The 17,289-nt window shown below is 42.5% G+C and carries 13 protein-coding genes; 6 read left to right on the top strand and 7 right to left on the bottom strand.

Translation table 11 applies throughout. The features are described from left to right. Nucleotides 1-153 precede the first annotated feature (153 nt). The gene (locus tag C1E24_RS19020) at nucleotides 154-1,254 is read right to left on the bottom strand and encodes a c-type cytochrome (protein WP_138484205.1); all 1,101 of its coding nucleotides are present in this window, start codon (nucleotides 1,252-1,254) and stop codon (nucleotides 154-156) included. A gap of 142 nt (nucleotides 1,255-1,396) precedes the next feature. Then, nucleotides 1,397-2,227 carry a mechanosensitive ion channel family protein gene (locus tag C1E24_RS19015; protein ID WP_138484203.1) on the bottom strand — a complete coding sequence of 277 codons (831 nt, stop codon included), beginning with the start codon at nucleotides 2,225-2,227 and terminating at the stop codon, nucleotides 1,397-1,399. Nucleotides 2,228-2,363: 136 nt separating this feature from the next. Here C1E24_RS19015 and C1E24_RS19010 point away from each other — a divergent pair, with 136 nt between their 5' ends. Further along, on the top strand, nucleotides 2,364-2,603 hold the full coding sequence (locus C1E24_RS19010) for a hypothetical protein (RefSeq protein ID WP_138484201.1): 240 nt from the start codon (nucleotides 2,364-2,366) through the stop codon (nucleotides 2,601-2,603). A 98-nt stretch (nucleotides 2,604-2,701) separates the two neighbouring features. Here C1E24_RS19010 and C1E24_RS19005 read toward each other — a convergent pair whose 3' ends face one another. Together C1E24_RS19005 and C1E24_RS19000 are read right to left on the bottom strand one after the other, a co-directional pair. After that, entirely contained in the window at nucleotides 2,702-3,103 is a 402-nt protein-coding gene (locus tag C1E24_RS19005; protein ID WP_138484199.1) for a helix-turn-helix domain-containing protein, read from the bottom strand. Nucleotides 3,104-3,223: 120 nt separating this feature from the next. After that, nucleotides 3,224-3,610 carry a VOC family protein gene (locus C1E24_RS19000; protein WP_346765680.1) on the bottom strand — a complete coding sequence of 129 codons (387 nt, stop codon included), beginning with the start codon at nucleotides 3,608-3,610 and terminating at the stop codon, nucleotides 3,224-3,226. 515 nt (nucleotides 3,611-4,125) lie between these two features. On the opposite strand from C1E24_RS19000, the gene C1E24_RS18995 reads away from it, so the two are divergent. The 3 genes from C1E24_RS18995 (at nucleotide 4,126) to C1E24_RS18985 (ending at nucleotide 8,435) form a co-directional block, all read left to right on the top strand. Further along, a complete protein-coding gene (locus C1E24_RS18995) occupies nucleotides 4,126-6,144 on the top strand; it encodes a DUF1800 domain-containing protein (RefSeq protein ID WP_138484196.1) in 2,019 nt (672 codons plus the stop codon). 10 nt (nucleotides 6,145-6,154) lie between these two features. Next, nucleotides 6,155-7,483: a DUF1501 domain-containing protein gene (locus tag C1E24_RS18990; RefSeq protein ID WP_138484194.1), complete on the top strand. Its 1,329-nt coding sequence runs from the start codon at nucleotides 6,155-6,157 to the stop codon at nucleotides 7,481-7,483. Nucleotides 7,484-7,586: 103 nt separating this feature from the next. Then, nucleotides 7,587-8,435: a DMT family transporter gene (locus C1E24_RS18985; RefSeq protein WP_138484258.1), complete on the top strand. Its 849-nt coding sequence runs from the start codon at nucleotides 7,587-7,589 to the stop codon at nucleotides 8,433-8,435. On the opposite strand, the gene C1E24_RS18980 is transcribed toward C1E24_RS18985, so the two are convergent. Beyond that, nucleotides 8,432-9,559, bottom strand: coding sequence for a helix-turn-helix domain-containing protein (locus C1E24_RS18980; protein ID WP_138484192.1), 1,128 nt, complete (start codon nucleotides 9,557-9,559; stop codon nucleotides 8,432-8,434). The two genes, C1E24_RS18985 and C1E24_RS18980, sit on opposite strands and share 4 nt — an antisense overlap. A 275-nt stretch (nucleotides 9,560-9,834) precedes the next feature. Here C1E24_RS18980 and C1E24_RS18975 point away from each other — a divergent pair, with 275 nt between their 5' ends. Next, nucleotides 9,835-10,683, top strand: a complete 849-nt coding sequence (locus C1E24_RS18975; protein ID WP_240722056.1) for a DUF2306 domain-containing protein — start codon at nucleotides 9,835-9,837, stop codon at nucleotides 10,681-10,683. 129 nt (nucleotides 10,684-10,812) lie between these two features. Next, nucleotides 10,813-11,595, top strand: coding sequence for an SDR family NAD(P)-dependent oxidoreductase (locus C1E24_RS18970; RefSeq protein ID WP_138484190.1), 783 nt, complete (start codon nucleotides 10,813-10,815; stop codon nucleotides 11,593-11,595). A 32-nt stretch (nucleotides 11,596-11,627) separates the two neighbouring features. Here the strand turns inward: C1E24_RS18970 and ygjK are convergent, their stop codons facing one another. Further along, the gene (gene ygjK / locus C1E24_RS18965) at nucleotides 11,628-13,958 is read right to left on the bottom strand and encodes an alpha-glucosidase (protein WP_138484188.1); all 2,331 of its coding nucleotides are present in this window, start codon (nucleotides 13,956-13,958) and stop codon (nucleotides 11,628-11,630) included. Nucleotides 13,959-13,961: 3 nt separating this feature from the next. Continuing rightward, nucleotides 13,962-17,168 (bottom strand): glycoside hydrolase family 2 TIM barrel-domain containing protein, encoded by a 3,207-nt coding sequence (locus C1E24_RS18960; protein WP_138484186.1) that lies wholly within the window; start codon nucleotides 17,166-17,168, stop codon nucleotides 13,962-13,964. Nucleotides 17,169-17,289 lie beyond the last annotated feature (121 nt).

The raw sequence follows: 17,289 nt of genomic DNA, 5'->3' as shown, positions 1-17,289 counted from the left end.
ACGCCTTTGGAATAAGTTAATCACTCAATTCTAATGGCGTTTTGTAAAGTGATGTAACAATCCCACTTCAGTGTTTAAAAGTCTCATATCAAACAATTATAAAACCAGCTTAAAAATTGTTATTAAAATTTATCTTTTATAAACAATGACTTGTTAGTCATTCACCCCTGAGATATTTCCACGTCTTACAGGGTAGCCCAAATGCATCCAGCCGAAAATACCTTCCCACAATACGGCTGTGCGAGTGTAACCCCTAGCACGGAGGCGATTGATAGTGTGATCTGCAGCGGCGCGAGGGCAAGAGCAATAGGCTACTATTTGCACGTCTTTGGGAATTCCAGCTACGGTTTCATCTAAATCAGCATAGTAGGGGAAGGGGATGGCGCCTTCTATATGTGCTGTTTGCCATACTGAGGTTACGCGCGTGTCTAGCAATACCATGCGTTTTTTTGTATTGAGTGCTTCATTGAGATCTTTTGAAAGTACATACATGCCATCTTTCAAATCAAAGTTAGGGTCTTCTCCCGCTTTGTTAACAATATAATCTTTGGGTTCAGGCAGTGCTCTAAGGACTGGTTTTTCTTCAACCTGCCCCATTGATTTGCTGCGTAAAAAGGCGGTGATATTATTAATGTCAGATGTTGATAGCTTATTTTTGAAGGCTTGCATTGGCGTACCTTGTCGACCCTCTTGAATGGCATAGCGAATAAACTCATCGGTATTATGGGCAAGGGCTGATTGATTCATCAGTGCAGGTGCTGTAATGCCTTCACCTTGTTTTCCATGACAACTCGCACACTCCTTTTGATAAGCAACTTCTCCGCGTTTTATATCGCCCTGTACTGGATTGGTTGAAAACTTAAGTCTGTCGTACCCTGCTTGCTCAAAAAGCCAATAAGTTAAATCCCAAGTTTCAGCAAGTGTCATAGGGCCGCCTACTTCATCTAAGTAGCCGCCCATCGCCGTGCCTTTTCGGCCATATTGCATGGGCCTCAATATCTGATGTGCCACGCCTGATTCCATCAGGCTTTTGCTACGAAGTGATGGGGCATGATCATTCTTATGTCCTTCGCGGTTTTCACCATGGCACAGCGCGCAGTATTTTTGATAGTTATTAGCTGCAATGCGAGCTTGCTCTGTTGTGAGTTTACGCGGTGGAGCGCGTCGCTCTCTTTCTTGCGAGTAAGCAATACTCGTATGGAAAAGCAAAACGATAAAGCTGCTTATCAGCAGTCCGAAAGATAGTTTAGACATAACCAACCCTGGAAAAAATGACGGTTAAATGAGCATAAAGGGTGGTGATGTTGTTTTCTAGCGAAATACAAATCTGGTAACAATTTAAGTGAAAGGGTTTGACTTAGCTCTTCCCCCAAAGAGGTTGAGCTAGCAAGAGAAATTAGCTGCTCTCATTAACGAGAATCACTTTTCTATGTGGGAAAGGTATTTCTATTTCAGCTTCATCAAGTGCTTTTTTGATCTGTTCAGGGACAGAATATAGAAGATCAAAATAGTGCTCTCCTTGACAGAAAGGCCTCACTAAGAAATCAACAGAGCTGTTGTTGAGTGATTCGACTTCAACAAAAGGTGCTGGGTCTTGTAAAACAAATTGGTGATCAGAAAGTACTTTTAGAATGACTGCTTTAGCTTTATCTATGTTTTCGCTATAAGCGATACCAAACCGCATATCAACACCTCTAATTGTATAATGCGAGTGGTTGATAATCTTGTTACCCCAAATATGGCTATTCGGAATAACAATTTGCTGGTTATCGAAAGTTTGCATGATTGTGGTGAACATATCTATTTCAGTTACTTTACCAAACTGCCCAGTTGTATCAATAAAGTCTCCGACTTTGTAAGGCCTAAATATAAGCAGCATTACCCCTGCAGCTAAATTAGAGAGCGTCCCTTGTAAAGCAAGACCTACGGCTAAGCCTGCCGCTCCCAGTAATGCAATAATAGAAGCGGTCTGCACGCCAAATCGATTCAAGACAGCGATAGCAACAAAAGCAAGTATTGTGTAACGAACCACACTGCCAAAAAACTTAAATAAAGTGTCATCCAGTTGATCATATTTATTAGCAATAGCGGTGACTGCTTTATAGGCTTTGCCAGCTATCCATATACCGACTAATAAGATGCCAAGCGCAAGTAACAAATTTGTTGCCCAATCTAAAGCGGTTGGTAAGTATTGGTTTATATCTAGCTTTTCAATAAAACTATTCATGAAGTAGGTCCTTATTGTTAATATATAGTTAAATTAGGCTAGAATCTCTACCTTATCAAGGTGGCAAGTTTCAGGTTGTTTTATAAAATTGTGTCTATAATTACTTTCTACGATAACCTTCAGAAAGTGAAATAAAGTGAAATTAAACAGCGTTTTATTAATTCTAATTTTGAGTAGTTTGGTTGCATGCTCTCAGGCTGACTCTGTGCCAGAGAGTGAATGCGATAAAGTTGTCGCCCATGCTAAATCGGTCTTAAAAGAAAATGCACCGAGTAAATCCGATATGTTGAAGCAATGTAAGGCTGCATCAGATGAAGCCAGAGGATGCGTTATGGCCGCGGATAAACCAATGAAATTACTTAAGTGTGACTTTTAATTTGAAGCATATTCACGCTTGAAATAACTGCCCAGAACCACCTAGTAAGTTGTCTCGCTAGGTGGTTTTTTATGCTCAAAAAGAATAGCTAATCAAGCTTAAGTGTTTTCTTCTTCATCTTCTAATGCTTTAAAGACACCAAAAACTTCTAGTCCTTCAAATAAAAGATATAAACTACCACCAAGGAATATCCACCAAACCCAATTTTCACTTTCTGTTGAGGTGACACTTATAACCATTAAAGACAGCATAACTACAGCAAAATAGATTAAGTTAGAAATAAATGACTTTTGCTCTTTATTTAAAGTAACGCTTAACTTATTTTCTCGAGTTAGCGTATTTACTTCAACATCTAGTGCTTTCGCAATGTCCTTGAGTGTCTCGAGGTTTGCGCGTTTGCCGTTTTCGATACGTTGTATAGTACGAACACTTATCTTACTTTCTTCGGCCAAAGTCTCTTGGGACCAGCCTTTTTGAGCACGAAGTTGTTTTAATAACATGGCATACCTCTTTTTTAAACTTGAGCTTTTAATGTAACCCAAGAACTTGAGTAATAACCACGTAATGTTCCAGACATAGGCGCAAAAAAGGTTTAAATAAATTTACTTATTGAGAGATTGCTAGTGATAAGCCTCCGAACGTTCTATCACTTCAATTTCATAGCCATCAGGATCGGCAATAAAAAAGAATTTAGCGACGAGTTCATCATCATTATAAAAAGACTTAACTGGGCGAGGTTGATAACCCAGCTTTACCGCTTTCTCATGCAGCGCTTCTATATTTTGCGCGCTAAATGCCAAATGACCATAGCCATCACCTAGAATGTATGGCTTGGTTTTATCATGATTTACGGTAAGCTCTAGCTCAAAATCACTTTCATTATTCCCCAAATAATGCAGGTCAAAGCCGTCAAAGTTTAAGGTGCGCTTTATCTCTAAGTTGAGTATATCTTGGTAAAATTGCGTTGATTTTTTTACATCCAAAACTCGGATCATACTGTGGATCATTTTTGCCACTTTTAAAATACCTATCTATTGTGTGAACTCTACCCATCGAAGCCACAAGGTTTATTTGAAATAACAAAACGCTCAGTACGTATTTAAAAAGGTGTTACTAAAGTTCAGGTCAAGCAGTGATTAGAGCGGTTAGCGACTGATTAAGACCGACCGGTTACAGAATTTATTTCACCCTAATATCAAACGATAAATAAACTCATTGGCAGTGAGAAAAAACTTGCATCAATGTTAAGAGTTACTTGTTAAGTTAGCGTGTTGAATAATAAATAAAGCTGGGTCACATAGGGTAGTAACCAAATACTACATTCAAATTAAATTTATTTGTCTGGCCTAATTAATCACTCGTTCAGGTTAATGTCCCTATTTTTAAAGGGTGGATAAAAAGCACTTACTTACTTGTTCAGGTATGACCAGAAACTTGAACAAAACTCATACAAAATAATTGCGTAAAACTAAATTTATAATGCTAAAGTTTCACTGTTTTTAATCAGTACTAAGGCATAAAGATGAGTAAGCGCATAGCAATTGCTATACTTACGAGCTGTTTCTTAGTTGCATGCGGCGGTGGCAATGAAGCAAACACGAGTAAGGATACACCCGTATCAGAGAGCCCTACAACAACACCGGCTAATGGTGGCACGGATGGGTCAGATAACAATGGAAATAATGGCGGCAATGATAATAGTGGCAGTGATGACGACGACAATTCAGCGTCAGAGAATAAAACGCCCGTCATAAAGTTAACCTCTCCGACAGAAGTTAACCATGGTCAGCAAGTCGAAATAAAAGCCAATGCCAGTGATGCAGACGGCGATACGCTTAGCTATAAATGGCAACAATTAGCTGGGCAGGCTGTGACATTATCAGCCCAAGCCGAGATCTCTTTCGAAATTCCTCAACCGATAAATGGCTTTGACGAAACGTATCGTTTTTTATTAACTGTAACCGATGAGCATGGTGCGCAAGCAAGCCAAGAGTTTGAATTTACAGCTAAAGCAGTTATGGATAGAAAGCAAGCTGCTCGTTTACTTCATCAGGCTGGAGTTGGGCCAAGATATGAAGAAATTTTAGCCGCAGAGGGCATGAGTGCACAGCAGTGGATCGAAGCACAAATGCAGTTGCCAATAACTTACCATGTTGATTATTTGGAAAACTATCCGAACCGTGATTATCCAATTCAAATTAATCGCATTGATGCTTGGTGGAAGGGGACAATCAATGCGCCTGATCAACTTAGACAGCGTGTAGCATATGCTATGAGTCAAATCTTTGTGGTGTCTGACTATAACAATGCGTTAGCCAATCAACCTAAGGGGATGGTGAGTTACTACGATATGTTGCAAACTCATGCATTTGGCAACTTTAGAGACTTACTCGAAACCATTACCTTATCGCCCATGATGGGCATTTATCTAGATCATCTCAATAATGAGAAGGCCGATGAAGAGCGCAATATTCGCCCTGACGAAAACTATGCCCGCGAGCTACTACAGCTATTTAGTTTGGGTTTGAACGAGTTAGAACTTAATGGCACAGCCAAAAAAGATGAAAATGGGTTGCCTATTCCGGCTTATACTCAAGAGCATATTGAAGGGTTTGCAAAAGTATTTACGGGCTGGACTTATGGTGCCAGTGAGTTTTGGAACCGGCCAAGTAACAACCACTCAATCCCCATGAGCCCATTTGAGGAATATCATTCAACTGCAGCAAAGCATTTGCTCAATGGCGTAGTGATCCCTGAGAATACAGGGCCAGAGGAATCGTTAAAAATCGCCCTTGATACCATTTTCGAACACCCGAATGTCGCGCCTTATATCAGTAAGCAGCTGATCTTAAAATTAATCACATCAAATCCAAGTCCTGGTTATGTTGAGCGTGTCGCCAAAGTGTTTAACGACAATGGTGAAGGCGTAAAAGGTGACTTTGCAGCAGTCGTAAAAGCCATTTATTTAGATGCCGAAGCTAGGCAATTTGGCGCGCCACTTGAGTACTTTGGCAAAGTAAAAGAGCCTCTATTAAAACAAGTACATTTGTGGCGTGTATTTGATGCGAAAGCACTTAACAATTTTTATTTTACAGGCAATTTACCCTTGATGTTTGGTCAAGGGCCTCTGCAATCAACGTCGGTATTTAACTTTTATCAACCGGATCACCAACCGCAAGAGCTCTCGGGTTCAGAGTTGCTCGCACCTGAGTTACAAATCGCCAATGACGCGTATGTCATCAATACCTTGAATAGCCATTTTGATGAATTTAGCAGCCGTGTCGCAGAGCGTTATGATAGCTTGTATGAAAACCGCATCTACTTATACATGTCAGAAGACATGGCGTTATTGGCAAACTATGGTTTGAATGCGGTGATAGATAAATACGATACCTTGTTTTTTGCAGGCTCCATGTCTGAAGAAATGCGCCAAGCGATTTACGATATGGATGCCTATTTCTCTTCGAGTGAAAGTCACCTAAGGCTTTCTTATATAATCTTTTTAATCACTGTCTCAGCTGAATACAGCTTGCAACAATAGGAGCAATATCATGGATAGAAGAAAGTTTTTAGGCATGTGTTTAAAAGGCGGTGTATCAATGGCCGCCTTAACACAGCTTCAGTTGCAAGCATTTCAGGGTTCAACAAGTATTGGTGATGATGATTATAAAGCACTGGTTTGTGTGTTTTTATCTGGAGGTAATGACTCGCTGAATATGTTGGTACCACTAGAAGGTGAAGCGCGTAGTTTATACGAAGCGAGTCGTCAGGGCTTAGCTGTAACGAACCCTCTGGCATTGTCACCTTATACATCTCAAGAAGGCGGAGTGGGTTTGCATAACTCACTGGCTTCACTACAAAACTTATTTGCTGAAAAGCAATTAGCTTTTGTAACTGGCGTAGGGAGCCTTATCGCGCCTACAACGCAGCAGGATGTGATAAATAAATCTGTGCCGTTACCTTTGCATTTATTCTCACACAACAAACAGCAAGCGACTTGGATGTATGGTAAAGAGCAAAGTTCAATTAATACAGGCTGGGGCGCACGATTATTAGAACGCCTTGAGCAAGCTGAGCAATTTGGTGGCAATATTTCGCTTTCGGGTATGAACCATTGGCAAACTAGCGTAAATAGCATGCCTTTTAGTTTGAGTACTAATGGTATAAGTCAAATTAATGCCTTAAGTGGTCGTCAGGAACGCAATGAGCATGTGAGCGATTTATTTAATCGAGTTTTAACCGGACAGAAAAACCCGCTTGGTCAAGCTTATGGCGCTAGGGTGAAGGCCTCGATAGACAAAACATCAGCGATGAATCTGGCGTTACAAGAGTCCGATCCCATTGATGGGGTATTTTCAGGCAGTGTGTTGTCGAGAAGACTGCGCACTATCGCACGCACTATTTCGATTCAATCTCAACTGGGCTGTAAGCGCCAAGTGTTTTATGTATCTATGGGGGGCTTTGACACCCATGGTAATCAAAACCGTAGTCATGCCTCATTACTCGGTCAATTATCTCAGTCACTGTCTGAGTTTAACCAAGCCATGACTTATTTGAATCAGCAAAATAATGTCACTACGTTTACCATGAGTGAATTTGGTCGAACCTTAACGTCAAATGGTAATGGTACTGATCACGGTTGGGCTGGAAACCATATTGTCATGGGGGGCGCGGTGAACGGCGGTGATTTGTACGGCAAGTTACTGACTCAACACCTTAATGGACCGAGAGATACGCGCGGTGGCCGGCTTATTCCCGAAGTTGCCAATGAGCAGTATTTCGCAACCTTAGCTAGGTGGTTTGGTGTGCCAGACTCAGAGCTGGTCGATATCTTCCCGAACTTGGCTAATTTCAATCAGCATACACTCGGGTTTATGTAATTTCTCTTATCGCTAAATTTCAAAGCCACAGTCGAGATGAGTGTGGCTTTTTGTTTTTGGGTATTCATGGTTTACTAAGCGAAAATAATAATCTGGTTTTATGATGTTTTATTTAGCCTTTGTAACCTGTTTATGGGCGTTTTCTTTAAGTTTAATTGGCGTGTATTTGGCAGGACAAGTCGATGCTTGGTTTAGCGCTTTTAGCCGAGTGGCACTCGCAACTTGCGTGTTTATTCCTTTTTTAATCCGCTCACGTATTCCCAAAGAGCTCATTCTTAAATTAATGGCCATCGGTGGTGTGCAGCTCGGTTTAATGTACGGGTTTTACTATCACTCGTTTTTGTTTTTGAGTGTGCCCGAGGTGCTGCTGTTTACTGTGATGACGCCGGTTTATATCACCTTACTCAATGATGTGTTAGATAGGCAGTTTAACGGTAAATATCTACTGGTTGCGGTGATAGCCGTAAAAGGTGCGGTCGCCATTCGTTACGAAAATCTTGATGGTGAGTTCTTATTTGGTCTGTTGTTAGTGCAAGGCGCTAACCTTTGTTTCGCTACAGGGCAAGTGACGTATAAACGTTTAATGCAAGACAGTGAACTCGATCATAAAACCGTGTTTGGCTGGTTTTTTGTCGGTGCATTAATCGTGTCTTTGTTGTTCTTTTTATTGTTTGGCAATACAGAAAAGCTACCAACGACCAGCACCCAGTGGGGCATATTAATTTATCTAGGCTTGGTGGCCTCTGGCTTTGGTTATTTTGCATGGAATAAAGGTACCACCTTGGTGGATGTAGGTGCACTTGCGGTGATGAATAACGTACTTATTCCTGCGGGTATACTGGTTAATTTGGTTATTTGGAACCGAGATGCTGATTTAATCAGGCTTGCGATAGGGGGAGGTATTATCCTTCTCGCACTTTGGGTTAACCAAAAGTTTGCTTCAGGTCGCTAAGCGACCTGAGCTTTATTAGGGCTAAATTGCTGCCTGTATTGGTTAGGCGTTGACCCTGTAAATTGTTTAAAAGCACGAGTAAATGGCCCGACCGATGCAAAGCCGCTTTCAAGACCAATTACTAACACGGGCCAATGCGATTTATCCGACTCAGAGAGAAGTTGTTTGGCGTGCTCGACTCTGAGTTGGTTTATGTAATGGTTAAAGTTTCGAGCACCGAAACCCTCTTTTATTACGCGGCTGACCTTATATTCAGGTAAATCGAGTTGCTTGGCTAAATCACCTACTTTCAGGTTTGCTTGTAGATACAGCTTTTGACCTATCAATAATCGTTGAATGGTGTCTTTCAGTTTAATGCCTTGAGGCTCTTCAGTTTGTATTGCCAAAGAGCTAGCTTGTATTTGTGTTTCATTTAACTTGGGTTTGAAAGCACTCACTTGCGTTGTGTTTAATGAGTTTGCTGGATTACGGGCAGAGTTAGATTTAAAGCGCCAAAACATCAGTATTTGTGTAACAAGCAGCATAAAAATAGTGATACTGGCGATGATGGATTCTTTTATATGCGGCGTGTCTATGAAGAAGCCTTTGGCGACTTTACTAATAAGCACCGCTGAAATAATGGCACACAAATAAAGCACTCGTTGCTTTTGTTGAGTCTTAGAGGCTTGATTAAACCCCCTTAATGCTTCCCATATAGATAAAACGATGATCGCAGAAGACAGCAAAATAGTAATTTCTGTGAGCGTATACTTAGCAAAACTTAAGCCGTTTGATTCTATCTGCCACAGCTCAGTGACAAACAAATAGCCTTTGCTCATCATGATTAACACAGCAATGCCAATGGCAAGTGCGATATGCTGCACACCGATGGCATTATTCCCTCTAAAATAACTGCGCACAAACAACCAATAACAGTTGCAAGTTGCACAAGCGCCTAACCCGACCAAATATTGATAAGCGCCAAAGCTATCAGCAGATAGCTTTTGCATCACTCCCATGGCAACTGAGCCACAAAATACCGCAAATAAAATATGCGTTGTATGTTTGTTTTTCACCCACAATTGGGCGAGTAAGCAGGTTAATGCCACTATAAGCTGAATGGAATAAATGTTTGATAAGGTCATCAGGGGCGCTCCAAAGTAACACTGAAGAGTTTATCTAATCGTTCGTTCTCTCTCAATTGTGCGTTTGTAAGAAAGCATGTCGCATTTTATTTGATAATCGGACAAGTAAAAAAGTTAGCATTATTTTCATGCTGTTATATTGGTTTTAGGCTCTCTTTATCAAAATTAAAAATGCGTAAACCGCTAAAACCATAGGCCGATTTTAAAATTCGGTGCGAATCGAGTTGACCACAATGCCAAGCTACTTACATCAACATAAGAGTAAGGAGCGTGTTATGGAGCAGCTAACCGTAAATCAAAAAAATATCTGGGGTATGTCAGCCGATTCTGCACTTAAAAAGGCGGTGACTAGTTGGGTCAGTATTGTATTAGTCGGGCAATGGGCGTTTGCCGTTTATATTCTCAGTTTGTATGCCATCCCTTTATTGATAGGGGCCGTGCATCAGGCAGATGAAATCTCTCCTGCAAGAGGGTTTGATACCAGTGCGGGTTTTGATTCCATCATGTTTTTTAGCCATATTTTGCCAGCGGCGATTATGGCAAGCAGTGGTTTGCTACAAATCATTCCAAAAATACGTAAAACCTACCCTAAGTTTCACCGCTGGAATGGTCGAGTATTTTTTGCTTTAGGGCTGTCTGGTGCTGTTACGGGACTGTATTTAACTTGGGGGGCTGGTATTCGCTTTAGTGACATAGGTGCGTTAGGTGTCACACTAAATGGCGTACTTATATTAGTCGCGATATTCTTTGCTTGGAAAACCGCAGTTAAAAAGCAATTTGCTCAGCATCAGCGCTGGGCGGTACATGCCTTTATTTTAGTGAATGGCGTATGGACCTTTCGATTATTCTTGATGGGCTGGTACTTAGTTAACCAAGGCCAAAACGGCAATAATAATAATCTTGATGGTCCAATGGATCTGACTATATCTTTTGCTTGTTACTTATTGCCTATGTTGTTTGCTGAACTCATTTTTTGGGCGAAACGCAGTAAAACCGAAAACGTAAAATGGTTAGCTGCGATGACAACTTCTATTGCAGCCGTGATCACGTTAATTGGTGTGATAGCTGCAGCCATGATGATGTGGGGACCAAGGCTGTCTATGGTATTTGAATCTATTTTATAAGGTTGTAGTAATTGAGAGTAAGCTAAGAGAAAGCTTATTCTCAATAGAAACTATAAACTGATTCTTCATATCAACTCATTATCAGCTGAAATTTAATGTTCTAAGATAGTAGCAGTTAACCTTGGAGGCATGATGAAAAAGATATTGGTGACTGGTGCAACGGGTGGTTTAGGGTTTGCGACTGCTGAGCATTTATTAGCCCTCGGGCATGTTGTACTTTTACATGGTAGGAGTGAGCAAAGTTTAGCTACTGCTGCTCAAGCGTTATCTCAATATAGTGAGCAGCTAGAAATATATGCCGCTGATTTGTCTGATTTAGCCCAAGTGAATGATTTTATCGAGCAAATAAAAGATAAACACACTCAGTTAGATGCGATCATTAATAATGCTGGAGTGCTCAAAACCAATACACCGATATCTTCATCAGGTGTAGATAGTCGGTTTGTCGTTAACACCATTACACCTTATTTAATTACCCGAAAGCTGTTGCCATTATTGGACGGTGGCAGAGTGGTTAACTTGTCTTCTGCAGCGCAAAGTCCTGTTGATATTAGAGGGTTATCAGGTGAGTTTCAATATAGTGATGCTATGACTGCATATGCACAAAGCAAGTTGGCAATCACTGCTTGGACTTTATATATGGCTGAAGAAATAAAACAGACGCAATTTATACCCGTAAACCCAGGGTCATTACTCGCAACGAGTATGGTTAAATCTGGGTTCGGCATTGAAGGCAAAGACATTCGAAAGTCTGTAAAGTTATTGGCTGATTTAGCGGTATCAAAAGATTTCGAAGGAGAAAGTGGTCGATACTTTGATAATGACATAGGCGCTTTTGGAGCACCTCACCCTGATGCTCAAAACCCTAATTTTCAAGCTGAGATAATTAGAATTTTTGAACGATTTCATTAAGAGAATGGCGCTGTTAAGCGCCATTTTTCATTCTATTTACCAGCAAACCCTTCATTCAGCAGCATAAATATATGTGCGGCACTCCAAGAGAAGTTAGGCGCACCTTGTTGCTCGCCGGTTTCGGGGTTGTAGTTCTCACGAATGGGGGCGTTTTCCATCAAGCCATCGGCATTGTTTAAAAAGCGCTTTACAAGCTGTTTTGCTTCTTGCTCATAGCCATAGTGTTGTAACCCCTTTACACCAAAGTAAAATTGGTCGACCCATACGCGCCCTCGCCAGTAGATGTTGGGGCCATACGCTGGGTTGTTTTTGGCGGCGGTACCGAGCGGTACTTTGTTGTAAAAGGTCTCTGGGTTCATCATAACATCGCGAACTTGTTTCGCTTGTATGGCTGTTGCTACTTGATTAAATAGCGGTGACCACCCCTCAGGGCCCATACCGCGCTCGACGATAGGTTTGCCAGCGCAGCCATTCTTAATTGGTGTGTTGTTAATGCGAATATCGTAATAAAAGCCCGTGTTGGCATCGAACATACACTGATTAATATAGCTTTTTACTTGTTTTGCATCGGCTTCAAATTGCTTGGCTTCGTTAGGTAAGTTGAGGATGTTTGCGATTTTCGCCAAATACAGAGTATCGGTATAAAAGTAACTGGCTTGGTCTACCGACTCTTGCAATAAAGAGTAGCCAAGCAGCTTACTTGTGTTATCACGGTTTTGAGCAAAATCCACTTGCCAATCAGCGGGATCACCGCCTTGCTTTACATAATTTGCAAGCTGGGCTGTGCTTATAAAGCCAAAGGTGGCCGCATCATCTCGGCCTGATTCCCACGAGGCTGCGGTTTGTGCTGGAGCAAAGACTTGCTCACCCTGCGCTAATAGTTTTCGATAGTGTGCAAGTCCGTATTTGGCGGTTTTTGTTTTGCCCTGCTGGTGGATAAATAACAATTCACCTTGCTCGTTGTTATGGGCTTTGTCGAGGGTGGCCCCATACTCAGGAATACCATTTTGGTTGTGGTCACGATTGCGCAGCCACCATGCTCGATATGCTTTGAGTTTAGGATAAAGCGCTGCCAACCATGCTTTATCTTGGTCGCTTTCATAGGCTTTTAATATCGCCCAAGCGGCAAGACTAGGCTTGGTATTGCGCTCATTCCAATTGCCACTGTCTCCGCCACGCTCTGGGCTTAGGTTGTAGCCGATTAGGTCGGGCAAAAAGCCTGTATCTTGCAGTCTGACAGTATCGACATTTTGTATTTGTTGATTGAATACCGTATCAATATTGGCTTTGGCCAATTGAGGGTGAAAGTCACTGAGCGCATAGGCTTGCTTCCACGTATCCCAAGGCCAAGTTAAATTACCAGAGAACCAGCGAGCAGTTACCGATGGGCTAACTGTGTCGGTAGTGATAGCACCTGCGGGGCTTCGCCAATTGCCAATTAAGGTTTCAATAGACTTGGCCATCAAGCGCTTCTGAGTTGGGCGCTTGAGTTGTTGTAAAGGCATTAGATATTGATGCCAACGAGCTTGGCTGGCCTGCATAAATTGTTGTGGTGCTTTAAGCATTGCTTGATGGCGCTGTTTAACTTTCGTGTGCTCTCGTGCATTCAAAACGTGGCTGAATAGGGTATAAAACGTCGTTGTGCCCTTGATATCCGCTTGGCTGGTGTACCCTTGCCCTTGAATGCGTGTGGTGGTAGCCAAAGATTTGCTCACCACATATGCGGAGCTGCCCGAGGTCAGTAGACTATAAGGCGATCGGACTTGGCCAAAATGAACAGTTAGCCCATGAGGGGTGGCAGAGATGCAGGGCTGTAATTTAGGGTGGGCTTGTTCGAGCGTACGATTTTTATCAAATTGTGTGAGTAGCTTGCCATCAAACTTTAAAGTTAGCGGGAAGTCGCTCTCAATTTTAGTTTCAACCAAAGAAGTACGCGGACCAACAAACATCAAAGTAAGGGTGACGGTTACGTCTTCGGTTTTAAGGTTTTGGATCAGTTTTCCCGGCTCGCTTAACACCGTACCTGTAAGTGTCAGCTTTCTGCCATTTTTAAACACCTGTAAACGGTCAAAGCGTTTGGCGAGATACGTTAAATACTCTTCTTGAATGAGTGCATGACCGGTAAAGCCGCCCAGTTCATCGGCTGAGTTTGGCAATAAATGCCCGTGCCAAGCGCCAGCATCAAACAATGGGTTAAATGGGCTGTGACCAAATTTATCGGCGGGCTTCATCATATTTGGCTCGCCAATTCGGGTTAGGGTGTTTTGCAACTGTGTAGTATTCGCTTGGCTTTGTGCGCAAAACAATACGCTAAATAAACCTAAAAGTAGCGTATTTGCAGTTATCAAAGATAGTTTCTTCATGCTTTATTCACCGTAACTTGCTTTAATTTCACGGGCTAATGCTGCGGCATTTTTATCACCAGAAAGCGGCGCTAGCGTAAAGCGATATTGCTGACTTTCAGCGGCAATTCGATATTGCTTGTGAACAAGGCGACCCCATGAAGTATCACCGCCCACGCCCATTTGCTTATGATCAATATTTAGGGTGACAAGGTCGCGCACAGGCACATCAATGGCGTGCTTGGTGGTCACAGGTACGAGTCCTGATGCCGATGCACTGGCATCGCCCGAGTTAAAGTCGATATCTGCTTGCAGATAAGGCCAAGCACTGGCATTCAATACCTTGTTGCCTACCGCAAGCAGCCCTTCACCTTGCGTGTTTTGCAGTGCCATCCAGCGCACCTCTGTACGGTTAGAGTTCTCTTGTGGGCGAACGTAGTAATGGTGTTGCTCGGTCACGGGTGTATTGAACACTGAAATACGCGTTGAGGTTTTTCTGTCGGCGTAACTTTCGTGTGGACCACGACCTAACCAAGACATATTTTTATATTCACCAAATGTGCTTAGCTGCATGCCAACACGCGGAATGTCAGGCAAGGTTTGGCTATCATCAAGGTTGAGTTGGTAATCTACCTGCACAAAGCCCTGTGCTGTGATCTGATAATTCAGCACTAAACTCCCTGCAAAGTCCGGTGATTGATAGCGCGCTGTTACGCCCGATGATTTGGCTTGTAGTGCGGTGAGTTTAAGTCTGTCAGTGGCACTTTGCCACATGGCCGCACGCACCTGCAGGTTGTTGCCTAAGTCATTGTCGGTTGGTGCACGGCAGAAGTTTGGCTTAAGTGGCTGGGTTAACATGGCTTGGTTATTAAAAGTAAGTTGCTGCAACCAGCCTGTGCGTTTGTCAAAGCTAAGCTGAGTGCCTGCAGCGTTAGCGATCAGCAAGTCTTTTTGATGTGTATAACTTGGTTTTACTGGTTGTTTAACTAAGTTGTTAGCGCTTTTTGCAGCTGATTTTAATTGCGATACCGGCAGTTTGAATTGTTCAAAAGCAATTTCATGACCAAGTGGCAATAGCGGCTCTTGTGCTCGAGTATGTATGCTAAGGGTGACAAAGTATTCTTTGTTGCTGTAAGCAGGCAGGCCTTGAATATCAAAATTCAGTATGGCGGTTTTGCTTGGTTGCACGTTTGGCATGGCGCTGTGGCCTTGTTTAACGGTTTCTCCGTCCGCTTCAATTTTCCAGCGTAGGTCATACTTTTTTAAGTCCGTGAATAAGAATTTATTTTGTACAGTCACTTGCCCTTTAAGCAAGTTGTGCGCAGTAAATTTGACTGGTTGGTAAACTTTTTTCACCTCAAAGGCGTGCGGGTGCGGGTTACGGTTTGGGTTCATCAGGCCGTTATTTAAAAAGTTGCCGTCGGTTGGCAGAGTTGGGTGGAAGTCTTTGCCATAAGCAAAATATGTTTCACCAAACTTATTGCGATACTCTAGTGATTGGTCCACCCAGTCCCAGATAAATCCCCCTTGAAGCACCTCGTATTTTTCAATGGCATCCCAATAGTCTTGCAAGTTACCTACAGAATTGCCCATAGCATGGGCGTATTCAATCATGATGGCGGGTCTATCTGGGTTATTGCTGGCGTAGTTAACCAGCTTTTCAATTGACGGATACATAGGCGCAAAGATATCGGTGTAATGCTTAAGCTCGGCAGGTTCGTATTGCACAACACGCAGATCATCATTGTCTTTTAACCATTGATAGGTGTTGGCAAATACCTCGCCGTGGCCGGCTTCGTTGCCTAACGACCAAATGATGATAGAAGGGTGATTTTTATCACGCTCAAACATACGTTGGGTGCGGTCAAGGTGTGCAGGCAACCAACTCATTTCATTGCCAAGTTGGTTTTTCTCGTCAATGGCAAGCGGGTGTGATTCTATGTTGGCTTCATCGATGACGTACAAGCCATATTTGTCGGTTAAGTCATACCAGTATGGGTGATTTGGGTAGTGGCTAGAGCGTACCGCGTTGATATTAAACTGCTTCATCAGTTTGATATCTTGATCCATTGACGCTTTGTCGACGACATGGCCGCGAGTTGGCGAAGTTTCATGGCGATCAACGCCGCGTATAACTATCGGCTTACCATTGATAGTCAGTTGTTTATTTACAATCTCAATGTGCCTAAAGCCAATTTCATCACGCACCACTTCGAGTAATTCACCTTGTTGATTGTATAGACTCATCACTAGGGTGTAGAGGTTTGGGGTTTCTGCTGACCAAAGTTGTGGGTGGGCTATTTGCTCTGACAAGCTGATTTGTTGTGTGCCTTGAGCTTTTGCCATGAACTTTTTTGTGGCTTTGGCGACAACTGCATGGTTTGCTTTAGGGTCGAGTAGCTCAAATTTTGCGCTGAGTTGAGCGTTATTTTTTTGATAGTTTTTAACGTCTAATTCAAGCTCTAATGTGCCTTTATCAAAGCGCTTGTTTAAACGTGGTTTGGCATGAAAATCAAAAATATGCTGTTTTGGCGTGGCGTATAAATAGACGTCGCGCTCAATACCCGAAATTCTCAGCATATCTTGGCTTTCTAGATAACTGGCGTCACTCCAACGGCGCAACCTGAGTGCGAGTAAGTTGTCGCCTTGTTGCACAAACTCGGTAATATCAAACTCAGCAGGAGTTTTAGCGCCTTGGCTAAAGCCGACCTTTTCACCATTTAGCCACACATCGAGCGACGATTTTGCCGCGCCGATATGTAAAAATACTTGTTTATTTTGCCACGACTCAGGCAAGGTGAAAGGCTTTCGATACGAGCCAGTTGGGTTGTACTCCAGTGGGACATCAGGCCACTTGGTGGTAAACGGAAAGCGCTCATCTAAGTAAATCGGGTAGCCATAGCCCTCAACCTCCCAGTTACCTGGTACGGGAATTTGCCCCCAGCTCGAATCATCAAAATTAGGCTGTTCAAACCCTTTAGGTGGATTTATCGCAGAGCGCTGCCAGTGAAATTGCCACATGCCATTAAGTAGCAAATAGTTATTGCTTTGGGCTGGATCATCTTGCATGGCACCCGCTAAGCTTTGGTAGCTAAACCCAGAGGCACGAGGGGCTTGTTTATTGATGGCAAACACTTGATGGTCTTGCCATGGCGCTTTGGCGAAAACGCTCTGACATACCAGTGTGGTGAGCATGCTCAGGCTAAATATTACAAAAGGTTTATTTTTCATTGTTGTCATCTTAGCTGTGTTGTTTATTTTTAAAATTCGCTTTAAATACAATATACAATTATTTGTTGTAGTTCTTTCCTAAGGCATTATGTTGCTCTGTTTTTGCTAGCTAGCCTTTAGC

The sequence above is a fragment of the Pseudoalteromonas phenolica genome, assembly GCF_005876835.1.
GTDB lineage: Bacteria > Pseudomonadota > Gammaproteobacteria > Enterobacterales > Alteromonadaceae > Pseudoalteromonas > Pseudoalteromonas phenolica_B.
The sequence above is the reverse complement of the archived record's forward strand: the minus strand, read 5'-3'. Positions and strand labels throughout refer to the sequence as shown.

Excerpts from the sequence above, each read along its gene's own strand:
- C1E24_RS19005 (WP_138484199.1), bottom strand. The coding sequence starts at position 3,103 with ATGTTATTAAAACAACTTCGTGCTCAAAAAGGCTGGTCCCAAGAGACT.
- ygjK (WP_138484188.1), bottom strand. The coding sequence starts at position 13,958 with ATGAAGAAACTATCTTTGATAACTGCAAATACGCTACTTTTAGGTTTA.
- C1E24_RS19020 (WP_138484205.1), bottom strand. The coding sequence starts at position 1,254 with ATGTCTAAACTATCTTTCGGACTGCTGATAAGCAGCTTTATCGTTTTG.
- C1E24_RS18960 (WP_138484186.1), bottom strand. The coding sequence starts at position 17,168 with ATGAAAAATAAACCTTTTGTAATATTTAGCCTGAGCATGCTCACCACA.
- C1E24_RS18980 (WP_138484192.1), bottom strand. The coding sequence starts at position 9,559 with ATGACCTTATCAAACATTTATTCCATTCAGCTTATAGTGGCATTAACC.
- C1E24_RS18985 (WP_138484258.1), top strand. The coding sequence starts at position 7,587 with ATGTTTTATTTAGCCTTTGTAACCTGTTTATGGGCGTTTTCTTTAAGT.
- C1E24_RS19015 (WP_138484203.1), bottom strand. The coding sequence starts at position 2,227 with ATGAATAGTTTTATTGAAAAGCTAGATATAAACCAATACTTACCAACC.
- C1E24_RS18990 (WP_138484194.1), top strand. The coding sequence starts at position 6,155 with ATGGATAGAAGAAAGTTTTTAGGCATGTGTTTAAAAGGCGGTGTATCA.
- C1E24_RS19000 (WP_346765680.1), bottom strand. The coding sequence starts at position 3,610 with ATGATCCACAGTATGATCCGAGTTTTGGATGTAAAAAAATCAACGCAA.
- C1E24_RS18995 (WP_138484196.1), top strand. The coding sequence starts at position 4,126 with ATGAGTAAGCGCATAGCAATTGCTATACTTACGAGCTGTTTCTTAGTT.
- C1E24_RS18975 (WP_240722056.1), top strand. The coding sequence starts at position 9,835 with ATGGAGCAGCTAACCGTAAATCAAAAAAATATCTGGGGTATGTCAGCC.
- C1E24_RS18970 (WP_138484190.1), top strand. The coding sequence starts at position 10,813 with ATGATGAAAAAGATATTGGTGACTGGTGCAACGGGTGGTTTAGGGTTT.